This window comes from Maribacter caenipelagi, from assembly GCF_004364175.1.
In the GTDB taxonomy this organism is placed as follows: Bacteria; Bacteroidota; Bacteroidia; order Flavobacteriales; family Flavobacteriaceae; genus Maribacter; species Maribacter caenipelagi.
This window is the reverse complement of the sequence record NZ_SNZW01000015.1, coordinates 437,423-460,363: the sequence shown is the minus strand read 5'-3', so window position 1 is coordinate 460,363 and position 22,941 is coordinate 437,423. Positions and strand designations below refer to the sequence as shown.

Below are 22,941 nucleotides of genomic sequence, written 5' to 3'. Positions count from 1 at the left end.
TTAAAATTTCGAAACTATATATAAGGTATACTGCTTACACCAAAATATTTTTTAATTCATTTCTATAATCAGATGGATTTTGACCGGTAAATGCTTTGAACGATTTATTGAAGTGAGAGAAGTTATTGAATCCGCATTCAAAGCAAACCTCTGTAATACTCATTGGTTTTTCTGCCAAAAGTTTAGAGGCATGAACTAAACGATATTCGTTAACGAACTGTATGTACGTTTTATTGGTAATCTTTTTAAAGTACCTACAGAAAGATGGTATGGTCATACTCACCATAGAAGATATCTCTTCTAGCGTCAGTTCTTCTCTAAAATTATTTTTAACATGATTGAATACAATATTAATACGGTCATTATCTTTCACATCGGTAGTAAAAGAAAAGCCTTCTGCATTCAATAATCGCATATCTTCTGAATTTCCTAATTCATTCAATATATTAAGAATGGAAAGTAGTCTTTGAAAATCGGTCTGATATTCTAAAACCTCCATTTTGTCTCCTATTTTTCTTTTGGTCTTACCAGAAAAGGCAATTCCGCCACTAGCGCTATTGAACAAGCTCGCTATTTTCTTCATTTCAGGAAGGTTAAAAAAATCTGGTCCCAAGAAATCTAACTTCATTTGAACAACCGTTTCGCTGGTATTACCGGTAAGGGCGTCGGTAAACCCGCAATGAGGTAGATTGCTACCTATTAATATAAGGTCACCGTTGGTGTAATATGATACATGGCTACCAATTTGTCTTTTACCAGATCCACCGTTTACATATACCAACTCAAGTTCTGGGTGGTAATGCCAAAGATTATTTTTATTCAGACGATGTTCATCAAACTTCTGATACGTAAAAGAATGACCGAAATCTGGCTTTATAGCTTCAAATGTAGGTTTTTGCTTTACCATGTTATTTTGGGTTTATACTATAAAATTAAACATCCTGTTTTGTATGTTCTTTGCAAAATTAACTAAAATATGTGGAATTTTAACCAAAGGGTAAGAATTGTTATGTGAAGTGGTTAAAATAGCACATAAATAGGGAAAATATGATGTAGTGAGCGCTTTATAACCGCTGTATGTTTGTAGTGTAAATTATCATTAACCCTTAAATAATTTATATTATGAAAAACCTAGTAAAATTCACAACAGTTGTTGCCTTTATGTTAGCTACAGTAGCAGGCATGGCAAGAGAGCCAAAATTAAACCTATTATCTGCAGGTAAAGCCAAGAGTGTGGTTTTAACTATGGATGCATCTATTAACGGTGTACAGGTTAAGTTAATGGATTCTGATTTAAATGTTATTTATTCAGAAAAAATGACCGAAGGTCAGTTTAGCAAGAAATTAAACCTTAAAGATTTGACGGATGGAGTTTACTTCTTATCTGCCGATGATAATATGACAGCATATTCATATACTATCGTTTTAGCTAACGATAATGTGAAAATCGTAGAATCTGATGAAGATATCAAGCCTTTCTTTAGAAAGGCCGATAATATGATCTACATGAACTATTTAAATTTAGATAAATCAGATTTATCTATCAAGATTTACGATACAGAAAGTAGAACAGTATTTACACAAGAAGTAGCAGATGAAATGATTGTTGAGAAAGCATTCAATTTCACAGATGCTTTCCCAGGTACTTACACGGTAACCGTGAAGTCTGCAGGTAAAACATATACTGAAGAGTTTGTTGTTAATTAAGTTGATTTAAGTTGATTTTAAGAAGGGGACGGGAGCGTCCCCTTTTTTATTTTCTATACTTTCAAGTACATAAAAGCCCAATACATCAAAGCAAATTGTATAGGTAATCTCAATAATAACAACCATTTCGGGAAACCTGCACTTGCTTTTTCGCTAGACAACATGTAAAAGTGTACCAATAAGAATACCGCGAGCATAGCAATAATACCATAAACGGCTATAGCTCTTGTGGGTTCAAAAAACAACCCGATACCCAACGCAATTTCTGCCAGTCCACTTAATAAAACTAGCGTTTTATGAAAAGGTAAATATCTTGGCATAATTCGTAAGTATACTTTAGGTTTGATAAAATGCATAATGCCTGCAAGTATGTAAATTGCACCCATTAGGTATAAATGCCAAGTATTTGTCATAGGTATTTTTTTATGTAGTTAAGCTTTTGTGTTCGTGTTGATCCAATTCATGATTTGTTCTTCAAGAAGCGCTAATGGCACACAACCAAGTTCAAGTACTTTTTCGTGAAAAACTTTAATATCAAAATCGTCACCTAGGTTCGCTTTAGCTTTAGCACGAAGTTCCATTATTTTTAACTGACCAATTTTGTATGATAATGCCTGACCTGGGTTTGCCATATATCTTTCAATTTCTGCAGTAATACTAGCTTCAGATTCTGCTTCATTGTCTAAAGAGTACTGAATAGCTTTCTCTCTAGACCATCCTTTTGAATGCAAACCAGTGTCTACGACCAAACGCACGGCACGATGCATTTCGGCACCCAACATACCAAAATACTGGTATGGATCTGTATATAGACCTAGTTCTTTACCTAGAGATTCGGTATATAATGCCCAACCCTCTCCATACGCACTGTACCATAACGATTTTCTGAATTCAGGTAACTTTTCATTTTCTTGGGTAAGTGAAATTTGAAAATGGTGACCAGGTATTGCCTCATGTAAAAATAAATCTTCATCAGAATATGTGTTGTATGAAGTTACATCTGGTATAGGAACATAAAAAATACCAGGTCTGGTACCGTCTAAAGAGCCAGGGTTATATTCTGCACTTGCAGATGCTTCTCTAAAAGCCTCTGTTCGTCTAACCTCGAAAGGAGTTTTTGGCTGTTTACTGAATAATGCATTTACCTTAGGCATCATTTTTTTATGAATGGCGTTAAAATTATCAACTACTTGCTGAGGTTCGGTAAATGGCATTAATTCTTTTTTATTGCGCACTTCGGTAAAGAACTCTTTTAAATTACCGTTAAAACCGACCTGTTTTTTTACAGCTTCCATTTCAGCACTAATTCTAGCCACTTCTTTTAATCCTATTTCGTGTATTTCTGCAGCTGTCATATTTGTTGTAGTATACAATTTGATTTGGTGGGCGTAGTAGGCATCACCATTTGGTATGCCTTGAATTCCGCTAGATGCTCTACCTGCATTTAAATATTCGGTAGCCATAAAATCATGTAGTTCTTTATATGCCGGAATTATTTTATAGTTGATGACATCTGTATAAACTTTGGTCAACCTTAATTTATCGGAGTCTGAAAAATTTGCAGGGAAGTTTTTAATAGGAGAATAGAACAGATTGTCTGCAAGTTCGGTATTAGCAACACTAGCCAATTGAGGTAATACTTTTTGGATAAGCGATTTAGGTAAAACATTTTTAGTCTTTATACCTGCTTGCATTTTAGATTTCGCAGAATGTAACCAAACTTCATAATCTTCTAAACGCTTACTCCAATTCATATAATCATCAGTAGTTTTAAAAGGTTGTGCACTTGTGCCGCCAGCTAATTGCCCCATCATTAAATTCATCGACCACATTTGATCTATTGGCGTATACTGTTCAAAAGCTAGTCCCTCTAAATTTACTTCACATTCCCATTTTAAAATAGCTTTAGACATGAGCTCACTTTCTGAAAGTTGTGCATTGTCAAATTTCTCTGCTTTTTCTAAATAGTTTTGGTAGTAGTTGACCACTTCTTTCTTGTAACTGTCAGAAAGAAAATTTGGTAAGGTGTCGTTATATTTAACGTTACCTTGAAAAGTAGCTGCTAACGGATTCAATTTTAATCCGTCATCATAATAATGCGCCAATAGGGTCATGAAACCAATATTGTGAATAGTTGGGTTCGTTGAAACTTCTGCATTCGTCGTTAGTTGAGCTTGAGTATCTAGCCCAGTAGTTAGGGCAAGTAGTATGATTAGTTTTTTCATTGAATTGAGTGTTATAATTATGATAGGTATTTCATGAATCTGTCCTTTTTGTATTGTGGTACAGCTTCGTTTGTCATGAACAGTTCAAGCAAATCTTTAGATTTTTCTTTTGCGAACATCAATTCATAAAATTGTTGAGAGGTAAATGTATTTTCAGATTGCTCGACTAGTAACATTTCATCACCGGCAGCTACAAGACCTTCTTCTAGTATTTTTACGTAGGTACCTGGGTGATTATGGGCAATAAATTCTTTAAGTATTTTTTGGGTTCCAAAACGGATGCCCAGTTTATAACAAGGTTCACGTGGTTGAGAGATTTGAACGAGCGCTTTACCCAGTTTATAAATATCGCCTACACGTATTTTAGACTCATCAAGACCTTCTACAGTTAGGTTTTCACCGAACATGCCCCAATCCCATTCTAAATTTGGGTAAAGATTCTTCCAGTGATCATAATAGTCAGCAGAGAAAAGATAGCATGCTTTGTTGGTGCCACCATGGTGAACACGGTCGATTACAGTATCATTTTTAACGTCATTTTTAGCCAGAAATAAACTTATAGAAGTAGGGTATTTGTAGATGCCGGTTTGCTCTGTGGCACCGTTCCATTCAAAAGTTACTGCGTCTCCTATGTTTGTTGAAATCACCTTCATGTGGTGAAGATAAAAAAAGCACTAGTATTTATAATAAAAGGTTTATCTAAAGTTGACCAAACTATTATTAAATTGGTTGAAAACAGCTTGTGTAAATGATTAACTATAGGTTTTTATACTTCATATTTGCTAATTTCTAAATATAGTAATTAGAGTATTTGTATTAATTGGTTGTCAAAGTGTCTTTTGATATGTTAATATTCTGTGCATTTGATGGTTCTCTGTTTTCTGGAAAGTACCAGAAGGGAATGGTTACTAAAATTTTCTCAATGGTTTTAGATTCCCGATCATATTCATCCTTTTTGCCAGGACCTTTTATGACTAACATATGTTTACCTTCATTCAAGTTTTTGATATTTAAGTAAGTTTCAAAACCCAGCCTTTCTTTGGCATTCGAGCTAATTATAAAATCACTTGGATATTTGTTAGAATCAATTTCGATAATATAAGTTGAATTAATTGTCTCGAGATAATCTTTTAGATTAATTGAATCTTTAATACTGTAAGAATTAATTTCTCCAGCATTAAAGTTAATTGTTATAGACGATTGAAACCCTCTTTTATCAATCTTGGGTTTAAGTGATTTGTTTTTATCGAATAAAAAGTCTTCTATATCTCTATTATATAAAAGAAAAAGCGGAAGATATTTGGTGTTAATTATTTTTGACGGGATTGATGCTATATCTATAAACATATCTTTTTCAGTTGAAAGATTATCATAGTGAGCTCTAAATATTTGAAATTCTGAAGAATCATTTTTTAAACTTAAATAATTGGAGCTTTTATACTCTATTGATGCAATAAAAACAATAAGAATATATATTGGTAATAGAATATAACTTATACGTTTTCCTAATTTATTATCTAAAAAATTATAAGTTAAAGGGCGGTATAGAAAAGATAGGGTCAGTTTACTGAATATCCAATAAATAGGAAAATAAATTTTTGAAGTCCATTTTTTCCTTTTTAAAAACCCCTGACTTAAAAAATCAATAAAAATAATTAATGCGGAGATTAGAAATATACATGTGAGTATTACCGCAATTATTTCCATGATTTCTTTTGGAATAAATGTTAATAATCGCAATGATTCGTCTAAAACAACTAACGAAAACATTACACCAAAAAAACCAATTACATAAAATATCATTAAAAATGATATTGCAAAAATGATACTACAATATGTTTCTAGATTAGCAATATATTGGTCAAATGAACCAACTTTTTTCTTTAAATAAGAACTGAATTTTTCGGAATAATTTAGATTTGAATAATCTATATCACCGGAAACATATCTAAGACCTATAGCTCCAATCCATAAACCTCTAAGTAAGACATGGAATAGTAGATTGAAAATAAATATTTGACAACAAATTAGGGCAATAGCCCAAAGCGCACCTAATTCTAGTATTCCTGTTACTGCACTTGTTGCACTTTTTAATTCTATGAACTCATAGGAGGCAAATAACGCATAAATAGCGAACCCCGAAATAATCAATTCTAACTGCCAACTTTCTTGTTGTAACTTATCTAACCATTTTTTAAACTTCGGCGAATCGTATTCCATCAATTATTTCTTTGTTTGAAAGATAACAACATTTAACAAAAAAGCCACTACAAAAAATGTAGTGGCTTTTTCAAAATTATAAGAAATGTAAATTACTTTACCATCGCGTAGCTACGTTTAATGAACTCGGTTAAAGCTTTACCTTTAAGTAAACCTTTAGATAACTTCGCCAAGTCAAGTGACTGATTGATCAATCGCTCTTTTTTCTTTGCTGTCTTTGTATTCAGAAACTCGCTAACCAATGGGTGATTTGTGTTTACAATCAAGTTGTACATGTCTGGCATAGAACCCATACCAAACATACCACCGCCACCGCCGGTCTGTTGCATTTCTTTCATACGACGCATAAACTCAGGCTCCGTGATTGTGAATGGAGAAGAATCGCTATCCATAGCTTCTAATTGAACTGTAAAGCTTTTATCAGTAATAGCTTCTTCCAATTCTTTCTTCAAGGTCTCTTTTTCTTCTTCAGATAATTTAGAGATTTGAGTTTCTTCTTTCTGAATCAATTTGTCAATATGATCGGCATCTACACGAGCAAAAGAAATATTCTCTTTAGAACTTTCTAGCTTTTGCATTAGGTGACCAATAATAGGTGAGTCTAATAACAGAACTTCATACCCTTTAGCCTTTGCAGTTTCAATATAACTGTGCTGTGCTTCTTTGTCAGATGCGTATAGAATTACTGTTTTACCATCTTTATCTGTCTGGGCACTTTTTATTTTCTCCTGTAATTCTTCGAAAGTAAAGTAAGAACCATCTACTGTTGGGTAAAGTGCAAACTTGTCTGCCTTATCAAAGAACTTATCTTCAGAAAGCATTCCGTATTCAATAACGATTTTAATATCGTTCCATTTAGCTTCAAACTCGGCACGATCATTTTTGAACAAGGAGTTCATTTTATCTGCAACCTTTCTAGTAATGTAAGATGATATTTTCTTTACGGCACCATCTGCTTGTAAATACGAACGAGAAACATTTAAAGGTATATCTGGAGAATCGATAACACCACGTAACATGGTCAAGAATTCTGGTACAATACCTTCAACGTTATCGGTTACGAATACCTGATTTTGGTATAGCTGAATTCTATCTTTCTGCTGATTTAAATCGTTAGACAGTTTTGGAAAATATAGAATACCGGTAAGGTTAAAAGGATAATCTACATTTAAATGAATATGGAATAAAGGCTCTTCAAACTGCATTGGGTAAAGCTCTCTGTAAAAACTTTTATAGTCTTCTGGCTTTAAATCTGCAGGTTGCTTTGTCCACGCCGGGTTAGGATTGTTAACGATATTGTCAACCTCTTTCGTCGGTGCAGGATCTTCTTCCTTTGCTCCTTCGGGTTTTGGTAAAGTTTCAGTCCTCATTCCGAATTTGATTGGAATGGGCATAAACTTGTTATACTTACTAAGTAAGCTATCTATTTTACCATCTTCTAAAAACTCGGTAGAATCATCTGCTATATGAAGAATAATTTCTGTACCACGCGTTTCTTTTTCAGCAGGTTCCATAATAAACTCTGGCGAACCGTCACAAGACCATTGTACGGCAGGTTCGTCTTTATAACTCTTAGTAATGATCTCTACTTTATGGGCAACCATAAAGGCAGAATAGAATCCAAGTCCGAAATGACCTATAATTCCTGAATCTTTTGCAGAGTCTTCATATTTGTTCAAGAACTCTTCAGCACCAGAGAATGCTACCTCATTAATATATTTCTTTACTTCTTCTTCTGTCATACCTAGACCTTGGTCAATGATATGCAGTTTTTTTCCTTCTTTATCAACTTTAACCTCAATAATTGGGTTACCATATTCAACTTTAGCCTCGCCAATTGTGGTCAAGTGCTTCATTTTTAAAGTTGCATCTGTTGCATTCGAAATCAACTCTCTTAGAAAAATTTCGTGATCACTGTATAAGAACTTCTTGATCAGTGGAAAAATGTTGTCTACGGACACATTAATTTTACCTGTTGCCATTTTTATATTTTTTATGCCACAGTTAGCGCGGCCATTGTTAATAATGATTGTTCGTTGCTATTGGTCAAAAAAAATACCACAATAGCTTATTGTGACAAACTGACAGTTTACTGCCTTTAAAAGTTTAACATATATTTTTGTTTATGAATTATTGTAAAAAGTTAAACATAATGTATATTTGTAATGTGATTATGAAAAAGTGCTATGAAAAAGAATTTTAAGCATAATCACATGTTGATTATTTATTGGTTAGGTTGTTTTGAAAACGTGCTATTTTTTAATAGCACGTTTTTGCTAAATAAAAGCTAATGTTTCTTCAAAACTTCTAACTATTAAATCTGCATCGTACCTTATATAAAAATAATTCGATATGCCTGCAAAAGCTAAAAAAGTAACAAAAGAGACGATTATAACAATGTTTATGGACTACGTTTTAGAAAACGAGAAGTTACCTAAAACAGTGTATAAGTTTTGTAAAGTAAATGCTATTGAAGAATCAGATTTTTATCTTCACTTTGGATCAATAGATGCCATCAAGAAAGGTATTTGGAACACATTTTACACAAACACAGTTAGTGTGATAGAGAAGAATAAAGAGTATCAAGATTTTACCAACAGAGAAAAGATGCTTACGTTTTTCTATACCTTCTTTGAAGTATTGACATTGAATAGAAGTTATATTCTATTTATAATGGATAGTGCTTCTGGTCCGTTTAAAAATATGGAGCAGTTAAAAGGGCTTAGAAAAAACATTAAAGATTTTTCTAAGGGCTTGATTGCAGATGGTAATGCAGGCAAGAACTTAAAAATCACAAAACATAATCCGCAATTGTTTTCAGAAGGGGCTTGGTTACAGACCATGTTTTTAATGAATTTTTGGAAATCGGATGATTCTGCCGCATTTGAGAAAACAGATGTTGCTATTGAAAAATCTGTAAACACCATTTTCGATGTGTTCGATAACACACCACTAGAGAATATTCTAGACTTCGGGAAATTTCTGTACAAAGAAACCTTTGCCTAATTTAACCCATACGATTTGAAAACACTTGATAAAATACCTACCGGAAAAATAGAGCGTGCAAGCAAGCTGGTGAAAACCGGAGCGAAGATTGGTGGTAATTATGCCAAGTATTTAGGCAAAAAAATCATAAATCCGGACACGACTAAAGACGAATTGAACAAAGATAATGCCGCAGATATATATGACGGACTAAAATCGTTGAAGGGTAGTGCGCTTAAGGTTGCACAGATGTTGAGCATGGAGAAAAATTTACTGCCTAATGCGTATGTTGAAAAGTTTTCTTTGTCACAATTTTCAGTTCCGCCGTTATCGGCTCCATTAGTTAGAAAAACATTTAAAACATATTTAGATAAATACCCAGAAGAGGTTTTTGATACATTCGATAAAGATTCTATAAATGCCGCTAGTATAGGGCAAGTACATAAAGCAACCAAGGACGGTAAAAATTTAGCTGTAAAAATTCAGTACCCAGGTGTAGCACAAAGTATAAGTAGCGATTTGGCAATTGTGAAGCCTATTGCTATACGTATGTTCAATCTTCAAGGGAAAGATTCAGATAAATATTTTAAGGAAGTTGAAAATAAGCTGGTCGAAGAGACTGATTATGTTTTAGAAGTAGCACAAAGTAACGAGATAACTGAAGCATGTTCGGTAATACCGAATATCAATTTTCCAAGGTACTATACTGAGCTATCAAGTTCGCGTATTATAACGATGGATTGGATGACCGGTAAACACTTGAGTGAATTTGCAAAAACTAATTTTTCTCAAGCTACTGGAAATAAATTGGGTCAGGCTTTATGGGATTTTTATATGTTTCAAATTCATTGCTTACGAAAAGTACACGCCGATCCACACCCAGGCAATTTCTTGGTTAATGATAGCGATGAGCTTATTGCCATTGATTTTGGTTGCATTAAAGCAGTGCCAGATTCTTTCTACGTACCGTATTTTGAATTGGCAAGACCAGAGGTGATTTCAAATGATGAGAAGTTTACCGAAAAGCTATACGAGCTTGAAATACTGATGCCAAACGATACACCAGAAGAACTATTATTTTTTAAATCGATATTTCATCAATTGTTAAGTTTATTCACATCACCCTTTCATAAAGATGATTTTGATTTTGGCGATGAGGTGTTCTGGGGTAAAATTGCAGCATTAGGAGAGCAATTTTCTTCTGATAAGCAAATAAGAAAAATGAACGGTAATAGAGGTTCAAAACACTTTTTGTATATGAATCGTACATTTTTTGGTCTTTACAATCTACTACATGATTTAAAGGCCAATATTAAGGTAAATGATTACAGAAAATATTTGAGCTAATAATTTTACACTCACTTTTAATTGTAGATGATTGTTATATTTTCAAATAAAATTCTTAATAGTTGTTTATATTGCAACACTAATTCTACCTGATCTTTATCAGGATTAAAATATTACTATGTATAATTCAAAAATAATTGGCTTAGGTCATTATGTACCTGAAAACGTAGTGACAAATGATGATTTGTCAAAGGTGATGGATACAAACGACGCTTGGATTCAAGAGCGTACAGGCATTAAAGAAAGAAGACATGTAGTTAAGGGTGATGGAGACACCACCACAACTATGGGTGTAAAAGCCGCAAAAATTGCAATTGAAAGAGCGGGTATCGATAAAGACGATATTGATTTTATCGTTTTTGCTACATTGAGTCCCGATTATTATTTCCCAGGTCCTGGTGTATTGGTTCAAAGAGATTTAGGTATTAAAACAGTTGGTGCGTTAGACGTACGTAATCAATGTTCTGGTTTTGTATATGCTATCTCAATAGCAGATCAATATATAAAAACAGGAATGTATAAAAATGTACTTGTTATAGGTTCAGAACTTCACTCTCATGGGTTAGATATGACTACAAGAGGAAGGGGAGTTTCTGTAATATTCGGTGATGGTGCCGGTGCGGCAGTATTAACTAGGGAAGAAGATACTACAAAAGGTATATTATCTACGCATTTACATTCAGAAGGTCAGCATGCAGAAGAACTTTCTTTAATTGCACCTGGTATGGGTAATAGATGGGTTACCGATATCATTGAAGATAACGATCCTAATGACGAATCTTACTATCCGCACATGAATGGTCAATTTGTATTTAAAAATGCAGTTGTTCGTTTCAGTGAGGTAATCGTAGAAGGTTTAGAGAAAAATAAATTAAATGCGACCGATATTGATTTATTGGTTCCGCATCAAGCCAACTTGAGAATATCTCAATTTATTCAAAAGAAATTCCAGTTAAGTGATGACCAGGTTTTCAATAACATTATGAAATATGGTAACACTACCGCTGCATCTATTCCTATCGCTCTTACAGAGGCATGGGAAGAAGGTAAGGTAAAAAGTGGAGACGTAGTAGTTTTAGCTGCATTTGGTAGTGGTTTTACCTGGGGCAGTGTCATTATAAGATGGTAAAAATAAAGCACCCATAGTTTTGGCTATGGGTGCTATATAGTTTTACTCAATAAGAAAAAACCAACCAATCTTCTTTATTAAATATCCCTATATAAAGTAATAGACGCAATTAAGGTGCGATTGTTACTTGTGATAGGTAATTATTTCATTTTCAATATGTTTTAAAGTAAATAGGTAGTTTAGAAAAGCTTTGAAAAGAAGAAACCCGAACATTCCAAATTGAATTGGAAGCCGGGCTTCATATGCTGATAGGCTATACTAAACACTAACCATTAACTATAAACATATAGCGTTACCAACAATATTTTTATACTCAAAGAGTATTTAACTTTACTAATAGACGAAATATTGCCCGATTAGTTACGGTTAATATAATTTTTAACATTATTTTATCATGAAAAAGACCCTAGTGTTCGGAGCCTCCTTAAAACCAAATCGATATAGCAATTTAGCGATACATAGACTGGTTGATTCGGGGGTAGAAACCTTAGCTTATGGATTAAGAGAAGGTGAGGTTTCTGGAGTCAATATCAGCAATAATTTAGACAAAATTAGTGATATTCATACAATTACCCTATATATAAATCCAAAAAGACAAGAAGAATATTACAATACCATAATTTCTTTAGCGCCAGAAAGAGTAATTTTTAATCCTGGCACAGAAAATTTGGAGTTCTATAAACTACTGAAAAATAGCGATATAGAGGTGGATATTGCATGTACCTTGGTGCTTTTGGGCACTGGTCAATATTAAGTAATATTGGTAAAGTTAGTGGTTATCTTTTTTTTGCGAATGAGCCATAATCCTACAAAGGTTAGCAGACCATTCAACGGTAAAAGTTCATAACCGAATACGTAACCACCGAAATAGTCACTTGGCAGCTTCGCTAAAAAGAGAATTATCGACACACAAATGAGGGCAACGATCCATACATATTTGTCTTTTACTTGATGTTTAGTGAAAATTCCAAAAGAGAATAATCCTAATAATGGACCGTAGGTATAAGAGGCTACGGTTAGTAAACCGTCAATTACATTTTTATCCAGTATATATTTAAAAGAGATAACCACGAGAATTAACAGAACGCTCATGCCTACATGGGTAATTCTACGTATTCTTTTTGCTACATTTTCCGATTTCTTCTCTGTATTAAGAAAATCGACGCAAAATGATGTTGTTAACGAGGTAAGTGCACTGTCTGCGCTACTGTAAGCTGCGGCAATTAAACCGAGCATAAATGTAACTGCGACCGTTATCCCCAACCCACTGTTGAGTGCAATTTCGGGGAATAATAGATCAGACTTCGGCGAGCCGTCCATAAGTGGTAATGTAATGTTATGCGCGTCTGCATAAATAAATAACAGAGCGCCAAGTAGCATAAAAACAAAAGTAACTGCGACCAGTACAATACTAAAACTGACCATATTCTTTTGGGCTTCACCCAAATTTCTACATGTTAGGTTTTTCTGCATCATATCTTGGTCTAGTCCGGTCATGCATATGGTAATAAACATTCCGCCTAAAAACGATTTTACCAAATGGTTTTTTGAAGAAAGGTCATCTGTAAAAAATGTTTTACTGTATTGTCCTAGTTCGGCTGAGTTCAAGAATTCAATGAATGTCCAGTCCATTTTATCCAATATAAAATAAATAGATAGTCCAACAGATACCAACATAAATAGCGTCTGCAAGGTATCGGTCCAAACAATAGTTTTTATTCCGCCTTTAAAAGTATAGATCCAAATAAGTAAGATGGATAGAATTACGGTAATTTCAAAAGGAACGTTCCAAGCATCAAAAACAAATTGTTGCAGAACAATAGCTACTAGAAATAAACGGAATGCAGCACCAAGAACTCTAGAGATGAAAAATGAAATAGCACCTACTTTATAACTTACAAAGCCAAATCGATCATCTAAATACTGATAAATAGAGGTAACATTTTGTTTGTAGTAAATAGGAAGTAGCACAAATGCCGTAACCATGTATCCTAAAAAGTACCCAAAAACAACTTGCATATAGCTGAACTGAGAAGCATCTACCCAACCTGGTACAGAAATGAAGGTTACTCCAGATAAAGAGGCACCTACCATACCAAATGCAACCAAATACCATGGCGACTGTTTACCTGCCTTAAAAAAATCTTCGTTAGAGTCGTTTTTGCCGGTGAAATATGAAATAATCAATAGCAAAACAAAGTAGCCAGAAATTAAAAGTAAAATATGGGAGGCGTTCATGGTTTAAAATTTGCGGCAAAGTACAAAAAAACTTAAATGCCGTTTGGCAAATAGATGAGATACCTAGGTTTGAAAAATCTGCACAAGGGTCTTATTCGCTGAAATAAAATTTAATTCAATTCGTCTGCTCTAATTATGTTTTGTTAAATTTTATGAAAACTATACGATTGGCATTTCAAGTTTAATCGTAAATTTATACCCATATTAGCCTATGGATTTTTCTTCGAAATTATTAGAAAACGCAGTGTATGAAGTTTCGCAATTACCAGGTATAGGTAAGCGAACTGCATTACGTTTGGTATTGCATTTATTAAAGCAACCAGAACAACGTACAGAAAATCTTTCTACGTCTTTGGTAGATTTAAGAGGTAAAATACAGTTTTGTGAAAATTGCCATAATATTTCAGATACTACAAAGTGCGAAATATGTGCCAACCCTAAAAGAGATAGTTCATTAGTTTGTGTTGTTGAAGATATTAGAGATGTCATGGCAATTGAGAATACAGGTCAATTTAGGGGAAAGTATCATGTGCTTGGCGGTAAAATATCACCTATGGAAGGTATTGGTCCTCAGAATTTGAAAATAGGAACCTTGGTAGATAAAGTGAGAAAAGGCGTAATAAAGGAGTTGATTTTTGCGTTGAGTTCTACCATGGAAGGTGATACTACCAATTTTTATATCTTCAGACAGATAGAAGGGTTGGATATTAAAACCTCTACAATAGCAAGAGGAATTGCCGTTGGTGATGAATTGGAATATGCAGATGAGGTCACTTTAGGAAGAAGTATTTTGAATAGAGTACCGTTTGAAGGCTCTTTGAGGCAAGATTAGTTCTTGAATTTCATGTAAATGTCAATAAAAAGGTATTTATTTTATTATTTTTGCAAAAAATATAAACAAAACAAGCTTTAAATTATCGATATGTCAAAATTTGAATTGAAACTACCACGTATGGGAGAGAGTGTTGCAGAAGCAACATTAACGTCATGGCTAAAAGAGGTAGGTGATACGATTGAAATGGACGAAGCCATTTTTGAAATTGCTACAGATAAGGTTGATAGTGAAGTACCAAGTGAGGTCGATGGTGTTTTAATTGAAAAATGCTTTGAGGTAGATGATATTGTCAAAGTAGGGCAAACAGTCGCAATTATTCAAGTTGGTGGTGATGCAGATGTGAGTGATGTTACGAACACGGTTAGTGAATTAGAAGAACCAGAACCGGTTCTAGAAGAAATGGTTGCTGCGGCAGAATCAGCTGTGGTTCATGCTAGAGCAGAAATTTCCACGGCTCAGTTAAATGGAGATTCTGATCGATTCTATTCACCATTGGTTAAAAACATAGCAAAAGAAGAAGGTATTTCTTTTGATGTGCTTGAAACGATATCAGGTACCGGAAAAGATGGTAGGGTTACTAAAGATGATATTTTAAGCTACGTTAAAAATGGAGGTAGTAAGTCTGCTCAGCAAGTTGCTGCCTCAGATAGAGTTGCAGTTCAAGATAAGGTAGAAGCACCACAACCAGTTGCGGCTCCAGTAAAAGTATCTGCGCCAGAACCTACGGTAGCTGTTAATTCGGCACCGCCAGTTTCAAAAGCAAATACACCAGCACCTGAAAAACCTAAAATGCAGGTTTCTCGTGGTGATGAGGTGATACCAATGACGAGAATGGGCAAGCTTATTGCAAAGCACATGAACGATAGTATTTCGACATCTGCACATGTTCAAAGTTTTATAGAAGTTGATGTAACCAATATTGTTACTTGGCGTAATAAGATAAAAGATGCATTCTTTAAAAGTGAAGGTGAGAAATTTACGTTCACACCAATTTTTATGGAGGCAGTTGCCAAGGCGTTGAAGAAATATCCGATGATGAATATTTCTGTAGATGGCGATACCGTTATTAAAAAGAAAAATATCAATATAGGTATGGCTGCTGCATTACCAGACGGTAATCTAATAGTTCCTGTTATAAAGAATGCAGATCAGTTGAACCTTACAGGTATTGCTAAGGTTGTAAATGACTTGGCAAATCGTTCTAGAAACAATGCTTTAAAACCAGATGAGGTACAAGGTGGTACATATACGGTAACGAATGTCGGTACTTTCGGTAGTGTATTTGGAACCCCAATAATCAATCAGCCACAAGTAGGTATTTTAGCCCTTGGTGCAATTAGAAAGATTCCTTCGGTAATAGAAACACCAGAAGGTGATGTGATCGCTATTCGTAGTAAAATGTACTTATCGCATAGTTATGACCATAGGGTTGTAAATGGTGCTTTAGGTAGTATGTTCGCTAAAGCTGTTGCAGACTATCTAGAAGGTTGGGATGTTAACAGAGAAGTGTAGATATTAAAAAATAGAAATAAAAACACCCCTTTATATAATTTGTATAAAGGGGTGTTTTTTTTGAAATGATAATTTAAATTGAAATTCTTAGGTCCATTTGTAATGGTAGTTGTTTGATTTTATTAAGATTTCTACCTTGTAATAAAATTAATCGCGAGTAACTTTATGTGTCTTATAAACGAAAGGGTATCTTTGTTAAAACTAGAACACGTATGGAATTAAAGCTTACCAGACCTATTTGCTTCTTTGATTTAGAGACAACTGGGATCAATGTAGCAAAAGATCGTATTGTAGAAATAGCGATATTAAAAGTTTACCCTAACGGTAATAAAGAGAGTAAAACATGGTTGGTTAATCCTGAAATGATAATACCTGAAGAGGTAATTGCCGTTCATGGTATTACTAATGAGAAGGTTGCCAACGAACCAACTTTTAAAGAACTTTCAAAAGAAATTTATAAGATTATAAAGGATAGCGATTTAGGCGGATTCAATTCTGATCGCTTCGACATTCCCTTATTGGCAGAAGAACTATTGCGTGCAGGTATTGATTTTGATATGAAAAATACGGTATCTGTAGATGTGCAGACTATTTTTCACAAGATGGAAAAAAGAACTCTAGAAGCAGCTTATAAATTCTATTGCGATAAAGATCTTTTAGACGCACATAGTGCGGCGGCAGATACCAATGCAACCTACGAAGTGTTGCTTTCTCAATTAGATAGGTACCCTGATCTTGAAAATAATATTAAAAAACTTTCTGAATTTTCAAGAAGAAAGCAATCGGTAGATTTTGCGGGCTTTATAGCTATGGATGAGGAAGGAGAAGAAGTTTTCTCTTTTGGTAAGCATAAAGGTAAAAAAGTACATGCTGTTTTAGAAAATGAACCTGGGTATTTCGGATGGATGCTAAATGCCGATTTTCCGCTGTACACAAAAAAGATTCTTACTCAAATTAAACTGAGCAAACTCAATAATAAATTAAGTTAAAAATGCGTGTTTGTTTAGTAGTATTTCTTTCGCTAGTGGGTGTAGGTCATGCTCAAGAAGTTCTGGTCGAAGGTCATGTGTATGATGAAAAAACAAAAAGAGCTGTGCCATATGCCAACATTAGTTTTCTAAAAACCCTTAAAGGAACATCAAGTGATGAAGAAGGGTATTTTTATATAGATGTACCTGAATCTTATTTAGAACGCGACGTGCATATTTCGGCATTAGGCTTTAAAGACACTATAATGTCTGCCAGGGTTATTTCTGAAAAGAAGAAAATATATATGAAAGAAGAAACCTTTGAGCTTGAAGAAGTGGTGGTTTCTCAAAGTTTGGGAGATTCTCAGGTATTGAACCCTGTTAGTTCGTATAGTATTAAAAGCGGATTCTCCTCAGCGGAAACCCCTTGGGTATTGGCATTGTATTTTCCTAATATAGGAGCAGCTAAAAAATATATAGAAAAAATAACCATTCATGTACAACAGAATAGCAAGTTTAAAAGAGCTTCGTCAAAATTTAGACTTCGGTTATATGATGTGGATTATAAAACTAAAAAACCGAACCATGATTTAATGCGTAAGAGCATTGTTTTGGAGAGTTCTAAGAACGAAGATTATGTATCTATAGATCTTTCAAGTATGGGCATTAGAATGCCTGACGAAGGTGTGTATATTGGGTTAGAGTGGATATTTTTACCTTATAATTGGTATACGAATACCTTCAGGCATGCTATTACAAATAAGAAAGTGGTAGAAGATCGTTTTGCACCCACTTTTGCCGCCGTATATCAAAAGAATCAAAATTTTAAAACCATGGTTTATGGTATGGGCGAGTGGAATGATTTTGCAATAAAAGCACCAGGTAACAATGAAAACTTAATACCTGCCATCAGTTTAAAATTATCTAAGAAAAAATAAGTCCGGATGAAAATTATATGCATAGGTAGAAATTATACAGCACATATTGATGAACTGAAGAATGAGAGACCGGAAGAACCGGTGGTTTTTATAAAACCAGATTCATCTGTTTTGCCTAAACAGCAAGATTTTTATATTCCAGAATTTACGGATAATGTGCATTATGAGGTTGAGGTCTTGGTGAAAATTAAAAAAGTAGGTAAGCATATAGCTAAGGAATTTGCACCTACTTACTATGATGAAATAGGATTGGGTATAGATTTTACTGCAAGAGATTTGCAATCTAAATTAAAAGATAAGGGGTTGCCATGGGAAAAATCTAAAGGTTTTGATGGTGCTGCTGTGATAGGGGAATGGCTTCCTAAAACTGATTTTGAGGATATTAACAACCTAAATTTTAAGTTGTTAAAGAATGGCGAAGTCGTTCAAGATGGCAATACCAGTTTAATGCTTTGGAAGATAGATGAAATAATTGCTTATGTTTCAACGTTCTTTATGTTAAAAAAAGGAGATATTATTTTTACTGGAACACCTGCTGGTGTTGGGAAAATAAGTCCAAATGACTATCTTACGGGTAGTTTGGAAGACAAAGAGCTTTTTACCTTAAAAATTAAGTAATGATTTATAACCTGGATAAGATTAACGAGATGGCAGAGGGAGATCAGGATTTTATAAATTCTGTTATATCTGTTTTTTTGGAAGAAGTGCCCGAAGATTTAGAAGCTTTAGAAAAAGCCCTTCAAGAAAAAGACCATGATCAAGTATATAAACTTGCGCATAAAATAAAGCCAAACGTAGATTTGCTCGGAATGGAGCAAACACGTGCCATTGCTTTAGAGTTAGAAACTTTGGGTAAGCAAGAAGCAAATATGGCAGAAATAGAAAAGAGGTTTCCGATGCTAAGAACCGATATAAAACAGGTTGTAGCAGAATTAAAAAATGATTTCCATTTATAATGCTTGCTGAAATTATTACCATTGGCGATGAAATCCTCATCGGTCAAATCATTGACACCAACTCTGCATTTATTGGTAAGGAACTGAATAAAATAGGTATTTCAGTTTATCAAATTACCTCTATTCAAGATGAACGTACACATTTGCTGAAAGCTTTTAAAGATGCTTCAGAACGAGTAGATGTAGTAATAATTACTGGCGGTCTAGGTCCTACAAAAGATGATATTACGAAACATACCTTATGTGAGTTCTTCAATGATGAACTTGTAGAGAATGCAGAGGTTTTAGCGCATGTAGAAGAATTATTTGCGAAATACATTAGCAATACTCCTATATCGGATATAAATAGAATGCAAGCTTTGGTGCCGAGTAGGGCAGAAGTATTGCATAATGCGAATGGTACCGCCCCTGGTATGTTAATTCGGGAAAATGAAGTAACATTCATCTCAATGCCTGGTGTGCCTTTTGAAATGAAGTATCTAATGATGGAATCTGTAATCCCAAAATTGGCTTCATATTACAAACGACCTCATATAATCCATAGAACAATAATAACCTATGGTTTGGGAGAAAGTGCAATTGCAAAGCGTATTGAGGAATGGGAAGATAATTTGCCTTCTAACATTAAATTGGCCTATTTGCCTAACTTGGGTAAGGTGAGGTTGCGATTGTCTGGTAAAGGTCCTGATTATGATGAATTGGCAGCTGCAATTGATGTGGAATGTGATAAATTGTATCCTCTAATCAATGATATTATTTTCGGTCTTGAAGATGACGAAAGCTTAGAAGAGATTGTAGCTAAATTATTGACCAGTAAAAAGTTAACTTTGTCTACGGCAGAGAGTTTTACAGGAGGTAAAATTGCAGAGAAAATCACTTCAATTCCTGGAGCGTCTAATTATTTTAAAGGTTCTGTGGTCAGTTATGCTACAGAGGCTAAAATTAATATACTAAAAGTGCCTAAAGAATTAGTTGACAAACATTCTGTGGTTAGTGCTGAAGTTGCAAGTGCAATGGCAAAAGGAGCAAAAGAATTAATGAAAACCGATTTTGCAATAGCCACTACAGGTAATGCAGGACCTACAAAAGGAGATTCCAATGCTGGGGTAGGAACGGTATTTATCGCAATCGATGGACCGAAGTCCAAATTGGTACAAGAATTTCAAATGGGGAGTACACGCGAGCGTGTTGTGGAAAAGTCTGTAAATAAGGCTTTTGAGCTTCTTCAAAAAGAAATTTTAAAAATGTGATCTTTATTGTTGTTGGAACGATAAAAAAGATATAAATTTGCACCCTGTTTAAAAGAAAAAGTCAGCACGATGTCAAAAGTATGTGAAATTACGGGGAAGAAGGCGATGTTTGGAAACAATGTTTCGTTTTCAATTAATAAAACGAGAAGAAGATTTGATGTAAATCTATCTAAAAAGCGTTTCTACATTCCTGAAGAAGACCGTTGGATTACTATTAAAGTTTCTACAAGAGCTTTAAAGAGTATCAATAAGAAAGGAATATCTGCTGTTTTGAAAGAAGCAAAAGCAAAAGGATTCGTTATTAAGTAATCTGGAAAATAGAGCATTAAGATGGCAAAGAAAGGTAATAGAATACAAGTTATATTAGAATGCACAGAGCATAAAGAATCTGGTCAACCAGGTACTTCAAGATATATCACAACAAAAAATAAGAAGAACACTCCTGAGAGATTGGAAATTAAAAAATTCAATCCTATTCTTAAGAGAATGACCCTTCATAAAGAAATTAAATAGATTCTTTCTTTAAGAGAATCACTAAAAACATAAGACATGGCTAAGAAGACCGTAGCAAGTTTACAGACAAGTTCTAAAAGATTGACAAAAGCTATAAAAATGGTTAAGTCACCAAAATCAGGTGCTTACGTTTTTGTAGAACAAGTTATGCCACCAGAATTGGTAGATGCTTGGATTGCCAAGAAATAAGAAATATAACTTTTAGTAGTTATTGAGCCCCTTTCATACGAAAGGGGCTTTTTAATTTTTTATATTTGACTAACCATACAATCAAAAATGAGCTTATTTAAAAAAATATTTTCTTCTCAGAAAAAAGAAACCTTAGATAAAGGTTTGGAAAAAACTAAAACCACTTTCTTTTCGAAGTTGGGTAAAGCGGTTGCTGGTAAGTCTAAGGTAGACGATGATGTTCTAGATAATCTTGAAGAAGTATTGGTTTCTTCTGATGTTGGCGTTGATACAACCTTAAAAATTATACAAAGAATAGAAGCAAGGGTTGCTCGCGATAAGTATGTAGGTACCGATGAGCTTAATACGATTTTAAGAGCTGAAATTGCTGGTCTTCTTTCTGAAACTAACGACGGCGATACTGGCGATATTCAAATACCAAAAGATAAAAAGCCATATGTGATCATGGTAGTTGGTGTAAATGGTGTTGGTAAGACTACAACTATTGGTAAGTTGGCATATAGATTTAAAAATCAAGGTTTAAAAGTAGTTCTTGGTGCCGCAGATACATTTAGGGCAGCTGCAATTGATCAGTTACAAGTATGGGCCGATCGTGTAGATGTGCCTATAGTAAAACAACAAATGGGTAGTGATCCTGCTTCGGTTGCTTTCGATACTTTGAGTTCTGCCGTTACCCAAGATGCCGATGTGGTAATTATAGACACAGCAGGTAGATTGCATAATAAGGTGAACTTAATGAATGAGTTGACCAAGGTAAAACGCGTTATGCAAAAAGTAGTTGCCGATACCCCGCATGAAGTATTGCTGGTTCTAGATGGTTCTACAGGGCAAAATGCATTTGAACAAGCAAAACAATTTACGAAAGCTACAGAAGTTACGGCTTTGGCGATTACCAAATTAGATGGTACTGCAAAAGGCGGTGTGGTTATAGGTATATCTGATCAATTTAAAATACCGGTAAAGTATATCGGTGTAGGTGAGGGTATTGAAGATTTACAGGCATTTAATAAGCATGAGTTCGTAGATTCATTCTTTAAAATTTGAAATTGAGATACATCTGGTTCATACTTCCTCTTTTATTATCTAATCTGAGTTGGGGGCAAATGAACCACCCCAAAGCTAGTCCGTTTGCCAAGATTGAACAAGAAGTCGGACTCTCAAAAATTACCGTCGAATATTCCAGACCATCTGCCAAGGGTCGCACTTTATTTGGCAATCAACCTAACGGTCAGCCTGGTTTAGTTCCTTATGGACGTATTTGGAGGGTAGGTGCCAATGAATCTACCAAAATTACTTTCAGTTCAGATGTTTTTATTGAAGGTCAAAAGCTCGTTAAGGGTACTTATGCCTTGTATGCTTTTCCTGAAGAAAAGGAGTGGCAAATAGTATTTCATAAGAATACAGCGCATTGGGGAGATGGCAGAACAAACTATAATGCCAAAGAAGATGCATTACGAGTAATAGTTGTACCAATCCATAAACATGATTTTCAAGAGACTTTTCTGATTTCGTTTGATGTTATTAATCACAACGGAGCTTTAATGAATTGGAATTGGGGAAATACAGAAGTTTCAATCCCCATTCAATTTGATACGGAATCTATTTTTCAAGAGCAGATTAATGATGAGTTATTAAGAAGTCCTACAGCACAAACCTATTACGAAATTGCACGGTATTATCAAGAGCAGGGTTTAAATTTTACAGAAGCCCTCGATTATGTCGATGATGCAATTGATATGGGTGGAGATACCTATTACTTTCATAGAGTGCGTTCTTTGATTTTGGCAGATTTAAAGAAATATGAAGCAGCAATAAAAGCATCCAACATTTCTATTGTATTAGCTGAAAAGGAAGGTAAGGATGAATTTGTTCGCTTGAACCAAAATGATATCCTGAAATGGAAAACTATTCAAAAAAATAAATAACAGT

The 22,941-nt window shown here is 34.4% G+C and carries 24 protein-coding genes; 17 read left to right on the top strand and 7 right to left on the bottom strand.

Annotation, left to right across the window (positions count from 1 at the left end):
- Positions 1-34: 34 nt before the first annotated feature.
- Positions 35-907, bottom strand: a complete 873-nt coding sequence (locus tag DFQ03_RS12510) for an AraC family transcriptional regulator (RefSeq protein WP_133673510.1) — start codon at positions 905-907, stop codon at positions 35-37.
- Between the two features lie 215 nt (positions 908-1,122).
- On the opposite strand from DFQ03_RS12510, the gene DFQ03_RS12505 reads away from it, so the two are divergent.
- Positions 1,123-1,707: a hypothetical protein gene (locus DFQ03_RS12505; RefSeq protein WP_133673509.1), complete on the top strand. Its 585-nt coding sequence runs from the start codon at positions 1,123-1,125 to the stop codon at positions 1,705-1,707.
- Between the two features lie 53 nt (positions 1,708-1,760).
- Here the strand turns inward: DFQ03_RS12505 and DFQ03_RS12500 are convergent, their stop codons facing one another.
- The 5 genes from DFQ03_RS12500 to htpG all read right to left on the bottom strand — a co-directional run bounded on the left by DFQ03_RS12500 (position 1,761) and on the right by htpG (position 8,134).
- Positions 1,761-2,120, bottom strand: coding sequence for a DoxX family protein (locus tag DFQ03_RS12500; RefSeq protein WP_133673508.1), 360 nt, complete (start codon positions 2,118-2,120; stop codon positions 1,761-1,763).
- 18 nt (positions 2,121-2,138) lie between these two features.
- Positions 2,139-3,932 carry a DUF885 domain-containing protein gene (locus DFQ03_RS12495; protein ID WP_133673507.1) on the bottom strand — a complete coding sequence of 598 codons (1,794 nt, stop codon included), beginning with the start codon at positions 3,930-3,932 and terminating at the stop codon, positions 2,139-2,141.
- 17 nt (positions 3,933-3,949) lie between these two features.
- Entirely contained in the window at positions 3,950-4,585 is a 636-nt protein-coding gene (locus DFQ03_RS12490; protein WP_133673506.1) for an MOSC domain-containing protein, read from the bottom strand.
- Between the two features lie 163 nt (positions 4,586-4,748).
- Positions 4,749-6,152, bottom strand: coding sequence for a hypothetical protein (locus DFQ03_RS12485; RefSeq protein ID WP_133673505.1), 1,404 nt, complete (start codon positions 6,150-6,152; stop codon positions 4,749-4,751).
- 92 nt (positions 6,153-6,244) lie between these two features.
- Entirely contained in the window at positions 6,245-8,134 is a 1,890-nt protein-coding gene (htpG, locus tag DFQ03_RS12480; protein ID WP_133673504.1) for a molecular chaperone HtpG, read from the bottom strand.
- A 370-nt stretch (positions 8,135-8,504) separates the two neighbouring features.
- Between htpG and DFQ03_RS12475 the strand changes: the two genes are divergently transcribed.
- The 4 genes from DFQ03_RS12475 (at position 8,505) to DFQ03_RS12460 (ending at position 12,367) form a co-directional block, all read left to right on the top strand.
- A complete protein-coding gene (locus DFQ03_RS12475) occupies positions 8,505-9,158 on the top strand; it encodes a TetR family transcriptional regulator C-terminal domain-containing protein (RefSeq protein WP_133673503.1) in 654 nt (217 codons plus the stop codon).
- 15 nt (positions 9,159-9,173) lie between these two features.
- Positions 9,174-10,484: an ABC1 kinase family protein gene (locus DFQ03_RS12470; protein ID WP_133673502.1), complete on the top strand. Its 1,311-nt coding sequence runs from the start codon at positions 9,174-9,176 to the stop codon at positions 10,482-10,484.
- Positions 10,485-10,602: 118 nt separating this feature from the next.
- Positions 10,603-11,613, top strand: a complete 1,011-nt coding sequence (locus DFQ03_RS12465; protein ID WP_133673501.1) for a 3-oxoacyl-ACP synthase III family protein — start codon at positions 10,603-10,605, stop codon at positions 11,611-11,613.
- A 394-nt stretch (positions 11,614-12,007) separates the two neighbouring features.
- Positions 12,008-12,367, top strand: a complete 360-nt coding sequence (locus DFQ03_RS12460) for a CoA-binding protein (protein WP_133673500.1) — start codon at positions 12,008-12,010, stop codon at positions 12,365-12,367.
- Here the strand turns inward: DFQ03_RS12460 and DFQ03_RS12455 are convergent.
- Positions 12,364-13,851 carry a sodium:solute symporter gene (locus tag DFQ03_RS12455; protein ID WP_133673499.1) on the bottom strand — a complete coding sequence of 496 codons (1,488 nt, stop codon included), beginning with the start codon at positions 13,849-13,851 and terminating at the stop codon, positions 12,364-12,366. The genes DFQ03_RS12460 and DFQ03_RS12455 overlap by 4 nt on opposite strands.
- Positions 13,852-14,062: 211 nt before the next feature.
- On the opposite strand from DFQ03_RS12455, the gene recR reads away from it, so the two are divergent.
- From recR to DFQ03_RS12395, 12 genes are all read left to right on the top strand, one after another.
- On the top strand, positions 14,063-14,683 hold the full coding sequence (gene recR, locus DFQ03_RS12450) for a recombination mediator RecR (RefSeq protein WP_133673498.1): 621 nt from the start codon (positions 14,063-14,065) through the stop codon (positions 14,681-14,683).
- 90 nt (positions 14,684-14,773) lie between these two features.
- Positions 14,774-16,198 (top strand): dihydrolipoamide acetyltransferase family protein, encoded by a 1,425-nt coding sequence (locus DFQ03_RS12445; RefSeq protein WP_133673497.1) that lies wholly within the window; start codon positions 14,774-14,776, stop codon positions 16,196-16,198.
- A 212-nt stretch (positions 16,199-16,410) separates the two neighbouring features.
- Positions 16,411-17,187 (top strand): 3'-5' exonuclease, encoded by a 777-nt coding sequence (locus DFQ03_RS12440; RefSeq protein WP_133673496.1) that lies wholly within the window; start codon positions 16,411-16,413, stop codon positions 17,185-17,187.
- Between the two features lie 2 nt (positions 17,188-17,189).
- Positions 17,190-18,104: a carboxypeptidase-like regulatory domain-containing protein gene (locus tag DFQ03_RS12435; protein ID WP_133673495.1), complete on the top strand. Its 915-nt coding sequence runs from the start codon at positions 17,190-17,192 to the stop codon at positions 18,102-18,104.
- Positions 18,105-18,110: 6 nt separating this feature from the next.
- Positions 18,111-18,722, top strand: coding sequence for a fumarylacetoacetate hydrolase family protein (locus tag DFQ03_RS12430; RefSeq protein ID WP_133673494.1), 612 nt, complete (start codon positions 18,111-18,113; stop codon positions 18,720-18,722).
- The gene (locus DFQ03_RS12425; RefSeq protein ID WP_133673493.1) at positions 18,722-19,060 is read left to right on the top strand and encodes an Hpt domain-containing protein; all 339 of its coding nucleotides are present in this window, start codon (positions 18,722-18,724) and stop codon (positions 19,058-19,060) included. The genes DFQ03_RS12430 and DFQ03_RS12425 overlap by 1 nt, the downstream gene beginning before the upstream one ends.
- The gene (locus tag DFQ03_RS12420; RefSeq protein WP_133673492.1) at positions 19,060-20,310 is read left to right on the top strand and encodes a competence/damage-inducible protein A; all 1,251 of its coding nucleotides are present in this window, start codon (positions 19,060-19,062) and stop codon (positions 20,308-20,310) included. The genes DFQ03_RS12425 and DFQ03_RS12420 overlap by 1 nt, the downstream gene beginning before the upstream one ends.
- Positions 20,311-20,379: 69 nt before the next feature.
- Positions 20,380-20,619 carry a 50S ribosomal protein L28 gene (gene rpmB / locus DFQ03_RS12415; protein ID WP_027067806.1) on the top strand — a complete coding sequence of 80 codons (240 nt, stop codon included), beginning with the start codon at positions 20,380-20,382 and terminating at the stop codon, positions 20,617-20,619.
- A gap of 21 nt (positions 20,620-20,640) precedes the next feature.
- Positions 20,641-20,823: a 50S ribosomal protein L33 gene (rpmG, locus tag DFQ03_RS12410; RefSeq protein WP_027067805.1), complete on the top strand. Its 183-nt coding sequence runs from the start codon at positions 20,641-20,643 to the stop codon at positions 20,821-20,823.
- Positions 20,824-20,859: 36 nt separating this feature from the next.
- A complete protein-coding gene (locus tag DFQ03_RS12405) occupies positions 20,860-21,012 on the top strand; it encodes a DUF4295 domain-containing protein (protein WP_071340023.1) in 153 nt (50 codons plus the stop codon).
- A gap of 87 nt (positions 21,013-21,099) precedes the next feature.
- Positions 21,100-22,056 (top strand): signal recognition particle-docking protein FtsY, encoded by a 957-nt coding sequence (gene ftsY, locus DFQ03_RS12400; protein WP_133673491.1) that lies wholly within the window; start codon positions 21,100-21,102, stop codon positions 22,054-22,056.
- A 59-nt stretch (positions 22,057-22,115) separates the two neighbouring features.
- Entirely contained in the window at positions 22,116-22,937 is an 822-nt protein-coding gene (locus DFQ03_RS12395) for a DUF2911 domain-containing protein (RefSeq protein ID WP_133673490.1), read from the top strand.
- Positions 22,938-22,941: the final 4 nt, after the last annotated feature.